Origin of the sequence: Microcoleus sp. BROC3 (assembly GCF_036702515.1) — a bacterium.
In the GTDB taxonomy this organism is placed as follows: domain Bacteria; phylum Cyanobacteriota; class Cyanobacteriia; order Cyanobacteriales; family Microcoleaceae; genus Microcoleus.
Map to the genome: position 1 here is coordinate 1 of NZ_JAUBTQ010000106.1, position 9,172 is coordinate 9,172.

General features: G+C 44.0%; 2 protein-coding genes and 1 pseudogene. All 3 read right to left on the bottom strand.

The features are described 5' to 3' along the window. Positions 1-297 (bottom strand): annotated as a pseudogene (locus QUB30_RS32195) (transposase); the annotation flags it as partial. 427 nt (positions 298-724) lie between these two features. Further along, positions 725-2,224, bottom strand: a complete 1,500-nt coding sequence (locus QUB30_RS32200) for a response regulator (protein WP_333342181.1) — start codon at positions 2,222-2,224, stop codon at positions 725-727. Between the two features lie 9 nt (positions 2,225-2,233). After that, positions 2,234-8,278, bottom strand: coding sequence for an AAA family ATPase (locus QUB30_RS32205; protein ID WP_333342183.1), 6,045 nt, complete (start codon positions 8,276-8,278; stop codon positions 2,234-2,236). Positions 8,279-9,172 lie beyond the last annotated feature (894 nt).

Genomic DNA, 9,172 nt, shown 5'->3' on the forward strand with positions numbered 1-9,172 from the left:
TAGCTTGATTGACCAATAAAGTATTGTAGATAGGGGTTTTCACGGATCTGTTCTACTCTTGGACGATCGCTAATTCCAAGTTTTTCTTTGATGATTAATGCTCCCAACGCCATCCGAAAGGATTTGGCCGGTGCCCCCATTTCTGTGGGGAAATTTTGGGCATATTCTGATTCAAACTCTGACCACGGGATTAGTTGGGCCATTTTTACCCAACGGTTGAAGGAGTGACAAGCTTCCTCCGAAGGGCAGTTCAAACTCGGATGGGGGTTTTGGGGCAAGCTCAACTTTTCGGTACACGATCGCAGGTGGTGATGCACGGCTTTTGACCTATTTTACCTGTTTATCACGGCGACTTTACTCTCGATCGCGCGATCGAATAACCTTTCGCCACGTCAACTGCGCTCGATTATTCAGCAAGCCCTATGCTAGTGGTTGAGCCTCGCCTCATAGCTCTTCACCAGCGACCATTGCCGTTCTTAATTTGAAATCTAACCGCGCTTTAAGACGTGCTTAGTCTAAACTCCAATTTGTTAAAAATCCAGATTATTTACAGGTGGATTTTTTTGAGGGCTATCGCACCCGAATACTTCATTCTGTAGGTGAGAAATCAGTGGTGGGTTAGAGAGTAACATCGAAGCGCGATCGCCCCTAAATTTTTTAACTTGCTATCCTGAAATTGTCCTAAAAAATCAACCCCATAGATTCACTAACTTTTTGCACAACATCAAGCTGACAGCGACAAGACAGGAGACTCCTGCCGAATCGGAATCTCAATAGTAAACTCTGTTCCCCCGCCTGGTGCAGAAATACACCCCAAGCTTCCCCGGTGTTTTTCCACTACAATTTGCCAGCTAATCGATAGCCCAATACCTGTGCCCTTACCGGGGGGTTTTGTCGTAAAAAACGGGTTAAATACGTGGCGACGAACCTCTTCCGATATCCCTGGCCCATTGTCCACAATTCGGACAGCTACGTAATTGTTGCTGGTTATTTCTGTGCTAATCCGAATCACGCTAGGATTCGCTTTAATTTCTTCTAGCGATCTCTGCGTGTTCCACTCGTCAATAGCATCGATCGCATTTGCAAGTACATTCATAAATACCTGATTCATTTCTCCCCCATAACAGTCCACTTCAGGCAGGTTTGGGCAATAGTCCCGCACCACTTCAATCGAGGGGCGGTCTGACTTAAATTTTAGTCGGCTCTGTAAAATCATTAGCGTGCTGTCAATGCCTTCGTGAAGGTTGACCGATCTCATTTCATATCCTTCTTGCCGTGCGAAGAGGCGCAAAGATAAAACGATTTCGCGGATGCGATCGGCTCCTAAGTACATCGATTTGAACAATTTAGGCAAGTCGTCTTTGAGATAATCTAGCTCGCTTGCTGCGATTTCTGCTTGTATATCTGGAGCCGGATTAGGATAGTGCTTTTCGTAGAGGTCAAGGATAGTGACCAAAGCTTTTGAATATTCCAGAGCATAGGAAAGATTTCCATAAATAAAATTAATTGGATTATTGATTTCATGAGCTACGCCAGCTACGAGTTGGCCTAGCCCGGACATTTTTTCGCTCTGAATGAGCTGGCTTTGCACCTGCTTGAGTTCGTGCAGGGAATTTTCGAGCTGTAGGGCTTTGTGCCGCTCTCGCGCTTCCGATGCTTGCAAAGCTGCTTCTGCAAGCTTGCGTTCAGCAGCCTCCTGTTTGAGGCGTTCATTCGTTTGGGAAAGTTCAGCGGTGCGCTCTTCTACTCGCCTCTCTAGCTCTTGTGTCAAAACTTGTAGGTCGGCTTGCGCTCGCTCGCGCTCGACAATTTGCGACTGAAGCTTTTTAGTTAGATTTCGCAGATTCAGGTGCGTGATAGCCCGAGCTAAAACTTCTTCCTGTTGAAGGGGCTTAGTAATATAATCAACTCCCCCCACATTAAAGCCTTTGACTTTGCTTTCTGTATCGTCCAGCGCGGTCATAAAAATGACGGGGATATCTTTAGTTAAGTCATTTGCTTTTAGATGTTGACAGGTTTTAAATCCGTCCATTTCTGGCATCAGAACATCCAACAAAATTAAATCCGGCTGGCAATATTGCACTTTTTTGAGAGCGTTAGACCCACTGCGAGCTACCCAAACAGTGAAGCCAGATGTACTCAAAAAATCCAATACTGAACCCAGATTAGTGGGCGTATCATCCACAATTAAAATAGTTCCTCTGTCTAAAGATTCGCTAGTCATTTTTAGTCCTCATCTAAACTGTTGAACAAATTCTACTAATTTGTCTTCTTCAAAGTTTTTGGTTAATTCAAGCAACTGATTGGCAAAAGGTGCATAACGCATATCTATTGCCTTCAGCTTGCTGGCTCGCTTCTCAATACTGAGGAGTTCACCTTTCATGGCTAAATCGAACAGGACTGCAACTTCTTCCGAAGGGGGAGCAATCAGTTGTTGGTCTTGGATTTGGGAAGGGGGATGGGTGAAGATACCTTCTGAACTGAAAGTTGTTCGCTCATCATAAACCCATTCTAAACCTAAATGGTTGCCCAAGCATTCTAATAACTTTTCTGCCCGAATTGGTTTGAGGAGAAAAGCGTTGCAACCAGCGTGGAAAATGCTTTGGGGATCGCCGGATAAAATGCTAGCAGAAGTTCCGATCGCGATTACATCCTTCAATGGAGGGATTTTTCTGATCCGCCTCACGGCTTCAAAGCCGTCCATGACTGGCATTACTAAGTCAATTATAATACAGTCCGGTTGAAATAACAGCGCTTTATTCACGCAGTCTTGACCGTCCGTTGCCTCCATTAATTCAAACCCAATGGGAGCTAAAAGATTAACTAGGACAGAGCGATTTTGCCAGCGATCGTCAACGACTAAAATTTTCCGCCGCTCGCCTGAGAAACTCCTGATAATTTTTTCAGGTTCTTTTTGATACCCTTCCCAGCTTTCGGTAATAGGCAACTCTAACTCAAACCAGAAAATACTGCCTTTACCTAAAGAGCTTTGTACTTTCAGTTCGCCGCCCATCATCTCCACTAATTGGCGACTAATTGGCAGCCCTAATCCTGTCCCCTCTATCTGGCTAACTGAACCGCTGGCTTGCTCGAAGGGCAAAAATATTTTTGAGAGTTCCTCCGGCGCGATGCCAATGCCTGTATCTTCTACTTGGAAAATAAATTTCGCTGTTAGGGATTGGGGATTGGCGATTGGTGATGACAAAGATTGCTGAGTGTCCAGTCTGTCTACTTTAAAACTAACGCCTCCTTTTTCTGTGAATTTTATGGCATTACCGAGTAAGTTGATGAGAATTTGCCGCAACCTTTTTTCATCGGCTTGGACGCAAGTGGGAAGTGGAGTTACCGGTTCGTAAATCAAAGAGATTCCCTTCTGGTGGGCGCGAATCTGGCAGATTTCAGTAATGCCTTGGAGAAAGTCTGACAGGTGAAACTCGGTGAGGTAGAGTTCCATTTTTCCGGCTTCGATTTTAGAGAGGTCTAGAACGTCATTGATTAGAGTTAGGAGGTGTTCGCCACACTGATGAATGATGTTAATACCAGAAATTTGCTGACTGGTTAAATCTATGTCTCGTTTGAGGATTTGGGTATAACCTAAAATGCCGTTGAGCGGTGTGCGAAGTTCGTGGCTCATGTTGGCGAGAAATTGGCTCTTGGCGCGGTTTGCGGCTTCGGCCGCTTGCTCGGCTCGCTGTCGCTCTTGAATTTCTACTTCTAGGCGCGTATTTTTGGCTTTTAATTCCTCGGTCCGCTCTTCTACTTTGACTTCTAAAGTGTGATAGAGGTTGGCATTCTCTAAGGCGATCGCAGCTTGTCCCGATAGCATCCGCAACACTTCTACCCGCTTCGGCGTGAAAGCGCCAGCAATCACGTTGTTTTCTAGGTACAGGATGGCACTTAACTTACCTTGAGATAGGATAGGCGCACACAAAATTGATTTTGGTTTGTGTTGGGCAATGTAGGGGTCGGCGTTAAAGATTTCCTCGCGGCTGGAATCATTTAAAACGACATCTTTCTGAGTTCTGGTGACGTAATTAAGTACCGAGATAGGCACTAGCCCAGAAGTTGATACTGGTAAAGATTCCAGCACTCGGACTTGATCTTTAGTCCCCGCCGCTTCTATAACAAGTTGACCCTCTTTTGAGAGAATAAGCGATCCTGTTTCAGCGCCTGCGTTTTCTATCAAAATTTTCATTAACTTGGTGAGCAAGTTAGGTAGAACAATTTCGCTAGAAATGGCACTAGATGCTTTCATTACAGTTGCCAAGTCTAGCAACTCTGTTTGACCGCCTGTAATGGTCAAAGGAGGAATTGTCCTCGTAGGGTCGAAAGGGGTTTCGGTGACCACAGAGGCTCGCGCTATTAATTGCGGGTATTTTTCTTCTAGATGTTTAACTTTAGCTAAAGCTCCCCAGTGCATATAAGCATAATAAGCATCGGTCATGTAGGTGCGGGCAATCTTTTCTTTACCCCATGACAAATAGAATTTGGCAGCGAGTTCGTGAGCTAGTGCTTCTTCGTTGATATACTCGTTTTCTTTAGCAAGAGCGATCGCTTTGTCGTACATCTCCATTGCTTCTACTTTTTCGCCTAAAACCCGATGCTTTTCTGCTTCTACTAAATATAATTTATGCCGATGATTGATGGGGGCATAAGCCGCCCAGTTTTGCATTTTTTCTTGATTACTTTGTACGCGATCGCAAATTTTATGTTGCCCAGGCGCGGGGCTAGGGGAATACACCGCTAACCGTACTAAAGAATCGTAAAAATGGAATAGAGGAAGATGAGGTGTTGCGACTAATGCGTCCAAATAGTTCTCTTCTCTCTCAGTATTTTCAATCGCTTCTGAGTAATTTTCAAATAAATAACAAAGTATAATTTTATTTAAATATATGTAGGCAACTGCCGCTTTGTCGTTTGCTTGCTGGTGCAGGGGCAATCTTATCTGCTCATCGCAGGCTTCACCCTGGAGACGGCAGGTGTTTTCACTTTTTCCGAGCAGATTTAAGGTAGCCTGCCAATAAATTTCGTGATAATTAAGCGCTGTTTTCTGCTTAATTTTATGAATAGCATTTCTGTTGATTGCCATTTCTCTTTCAAGGGCAGTCAGTTCTTTGCCGGTATAATAAGAGAAATAAGAGTACACCAATAGACCAAAAGCACCAAATTCTAAATCTCCCATTTCCAATCCGCTAGAGTAAGCTGATAGCAAAGGCTCTAATGTTTGTCTCAGATGCTCTTTCCAAGGTCGGATAAATATATTTACTATGACGACTGTTTTGGCTTTGATTTCTTGAGCATTTAACTTTGACAGCAGACTTAAAGCTAATTGACCAAACTGATAACCCGAATCAATATCTCCCACAACTCCGCAAAGCAGAAGACCATAATTGGCATAAGCAATGGGAGAAACAGAAGCATTACCATATTGGACGGATAAATCTACTTGTTTGCACACCGTCAACGGCAACAGTGTAGGAGCAGCAATATATGCAGGAGCAAAGATACTTGATAAAAGTTTGATGGCTGCTAGTTTATAGCGATCGCTCATTCGAGGCAGGTCAATTAAATCCTCAATTCGCGTTCCACTCAAAATTGCCGCAGTTCCGCCTAGTGCCTGCCCAATATCGGACGGTTTCGGCTCAGAGGGAAACTCGACCCCTAATAGCTTTAAAACTTGTAGCGCTGTATTAACCGCTTCTAGCAGCCTGTTCTGCCCTATGTAAGCCTGCATCTGGACTTCGTACACTTTCACTTTGTCCAGCAGCGTTTTGGCGCAGTTTTGTACTATCTCAACGAATCTCTGCATTGTATCAAAATCACCACTCAAATATGCTGATTCTGCTGCTTCCTCATGCAGACTTAATGTCAGTTCATACCGATTCTCCCAGCTATCTACCGCTAGCAGAGATAAACCTACTTGCAAATATTTGACGGCGGAATCGTGGGCTGTAGCAGCTTTCGCTTTCTGACCTGCAATCAGATTTAATTGGGCTAGTTCATATTTTTGGGATTCAGTGGTAAGTAAGTCAGTACCATAATTGAGTTGGTTAACTAAAGCGAAAATATTTTCTTTTCGGTCTTCTGGCGTTGTACTTTGCAACAGCAGTTGACCGATTTTTAAGTGGGTTTCTTTTTTCTGCTCATCTGGAATCAAAGAATAGGCAGCTTGCTGCACCCGGTCATGTAAAAACTTGTAGTCAACCTTCACATCAGTTAAGGTAAAACGGCCAGATTCTTCCTGAGTAAATACGAGGGGAATTTTGTATTCATTGCTCAAAGGTAAAATTAACCCTGCTTGAAGTGCTTCCCACAATTGCGCCGCCGTGACTAAGGATGATTCCTGATTGACAATCGCCAAAACTTCTAAGTTAAAACTGTTGCCAATACAAGCAGCCAGTTTTAATACTTTTTGTGTATCTTCGGGCAATTTGCGTATGTTTCTAGCAATCAGTTCGACAACATTGTAATCGGTGATGCCGATCGCTTGAATTTGGTCGATATTCCATTGCCAGACGCCAGAATATAAATCATAAGTCAACAAATCTTCTTGATAGAGAGTTTTGAGGAGTTGACTTATGAAGAAAGGATTGCCCTGCGTTTTATTAAAAAGTAGAGACGCGAAATTTCGCGTCTTTACAGACAGGGATTCCGAACCGCCCGATTCATTTAAAGTATCCGCAATTAATTCTTCGACATGAACCAGGTCTAATGGTTGAAGGACAATATTATTCACCGTCGCACCAGTTTGGCGAATCTTGTCAATCATTTGAATAGTCGGATGAGTTGGAGAAACTTCGTTATCTCGATATGCCCCAATCAGCAATAAATACTTGCTATCAGAATCAGTTATTAGCAATTCTATTAATTTCAACGATGCCGAATCCGCCCACTGCAAGTCATCGAGGAAGATAACTAAGGGATGGTCAATAGTCGTAAATACGCCAATGAATTGTTTAAAGACGCGACTGAAACGGTTTTGAGCTTCAGTTGCCCCTAGCTCAGCTACGGGTGGCTGTTTGCCAATAATTAATTCGATTTCAGGGATAACATCAATGATGACTTGTCCGTTATCGCCTAAAGCGGATAACAGTTTTTCTTTCCTAGTTTGGATTTCTACTTCGCCTTCGGTTAGAAGTTGCTGAGTTAAGGATTGGAATGCTTGCATCAGGGAAACATAAGGAATATTGCGCTTGAACTGGTCAAATTTCCCCGCAATAAAATAGCCTCGTTGCCGCACAATGGGTTTGTGAACTTCATTCACCAAAACTGTTTTGCCTATCCCGGAATAGCCGGAAACCAGCATTAATTCGCTGGTGCCACTGGCAACGCGATCGAAAGTTTCTAGAATTTTTTCAATTTCTTGGTCGCGACCGTAGAGCTTTTGCGGTATATTTAATTGCCCTGCTTTATCTGCACTTCCAACAACAAAGTTGGAAATATCTCCGCTAGCCTGTAGTTTGATCAAGCAAGTTTCTAAATCAAATTTTAGTCCTTCAGTGCTTTGGTAGCGGTCTTCAGCATTTTTAGCTAATAACTTCATCGCAATCGCTGAAATTTGGGGTGGGATTTCAGGATTTAGCTGGTGAGGGGGAATGGGAGTTTTGGCAATATGGCTGTGTACCAATTCCAGCGGGTCGGTGGAATTAAAAGGCAACTCGCCTGTGAGCATTTCATAGAAGGTAACGCCGAGTGAATAAAAATCAGTGCGGTAGTCAATTGACCGATTCATCCGGCCAGTTTGTTCTGGGGACATATAGGCGAGTGTGCCTTCGAGCAAATCTGGATGGCTGAGCGTCGAATTTTCTCGCTCCAGGCGCGAAGCGATGCTGAAATCAATAATTTTAACTTTTTCAGTGGCTGGGTTGATGATAATATTTTGTGGTTTTACATCTTTATGAATAATATTATGTTTATGGAGTTCTGCTAAGGCAGAGACAAGCTGGAGACCCAAAGAAAGAAATTGAATGATTGTGATTTTTTCACCCTTCATCCAATCGTTGAGAGCCTCGGAGCCTGAATCTTCTAATATCAGTGCTAAACCGTTTTTATAGCTTTCTAAACTAATGGCTTTGATAATCGCTTCTACGTTCAAGCTCTGCAGAATTTGATATTCATGCCGCAAGCGGGTGATGTCAGAAAGAGTGGGATACTCAGCCTTTAGCGTTTTGACGATCACGCTGGAAAAGTCCGAATCCTTCCGAGCGCGATCGACTGAAGTTCTTATCCCACTGTGGAGGGTTTCAACGAATTGATAGCCAGCTAAGTTGATAGTCATTGTTATTCTACCGATTGCAAGGAAATTGAGCGTGAGGTTAAGGCTGATTTGAAAACTTAATTATTATCGGAGCTGATTGTAACATAGTAATTTACTCAACAAAAGTGAGCTCATGTTTCGCTTTTGGCAATTGTGCCCTCATGAGATTGTGTTGTTAACCGTGCTGCCTCAATGCGCGTTTTGGGTGTTTGTTGGGGGATTAGTCGGCTGCACTTTCAAGTGGGGTGTCGAGCGAGTGTTTCCCGTTGCTGATAATTATCGTTGTCAACCATCACCTCAAACCGAATCATCGATCCATCCGCAAGCCGAACAATCTCAATGAACAGGCGGCGTTTCATATTGGGGGTAAGTCATTTCACATTGGGGACACCGGCCGGTAAACAGTGGATGCGTGTCCAGCAGCTCTAACTGCTGCTTGGTGTCCACCGTTGCCGGGCGTTGCAGGATAAGTTGGCCGCCATAGTAGCTTGCCCGTTCGGGTTCCCACAGTTCATCGGGTTCAGTGTTAGGGTTTTCTTGAAAGTCCGGGCAAGTGTCGGTGTCTGAGCCTGTGGGATGGACGGCACAGATGAGGTGTGGGTTGCGGGTGAGCGAGGAGACAATGGTCGCACTCAGGGATTTTGGGCATGGCGTGTTGCGGTTTTGGTTTAGTTTTCCTCAAAAACGGGGTTGGCGATCGCAAATGGCGTTGTGTAGCGAGCGTGGGCGTAACTTGTTGCTGAAAGTGCCAGACTAGAAATAGCGATGAGGGCAGCATCTTAAAGCGTTGAGGATGGCTTGATGAGCACTCACGGGATTAGGCATTCAAGAATTACTGTGGCGTTGCTGAATCAAGGTATGAATGTCCCAGGAATGGGAATATCGTCAAACTTCAAGTAATGTATTAATAACTTA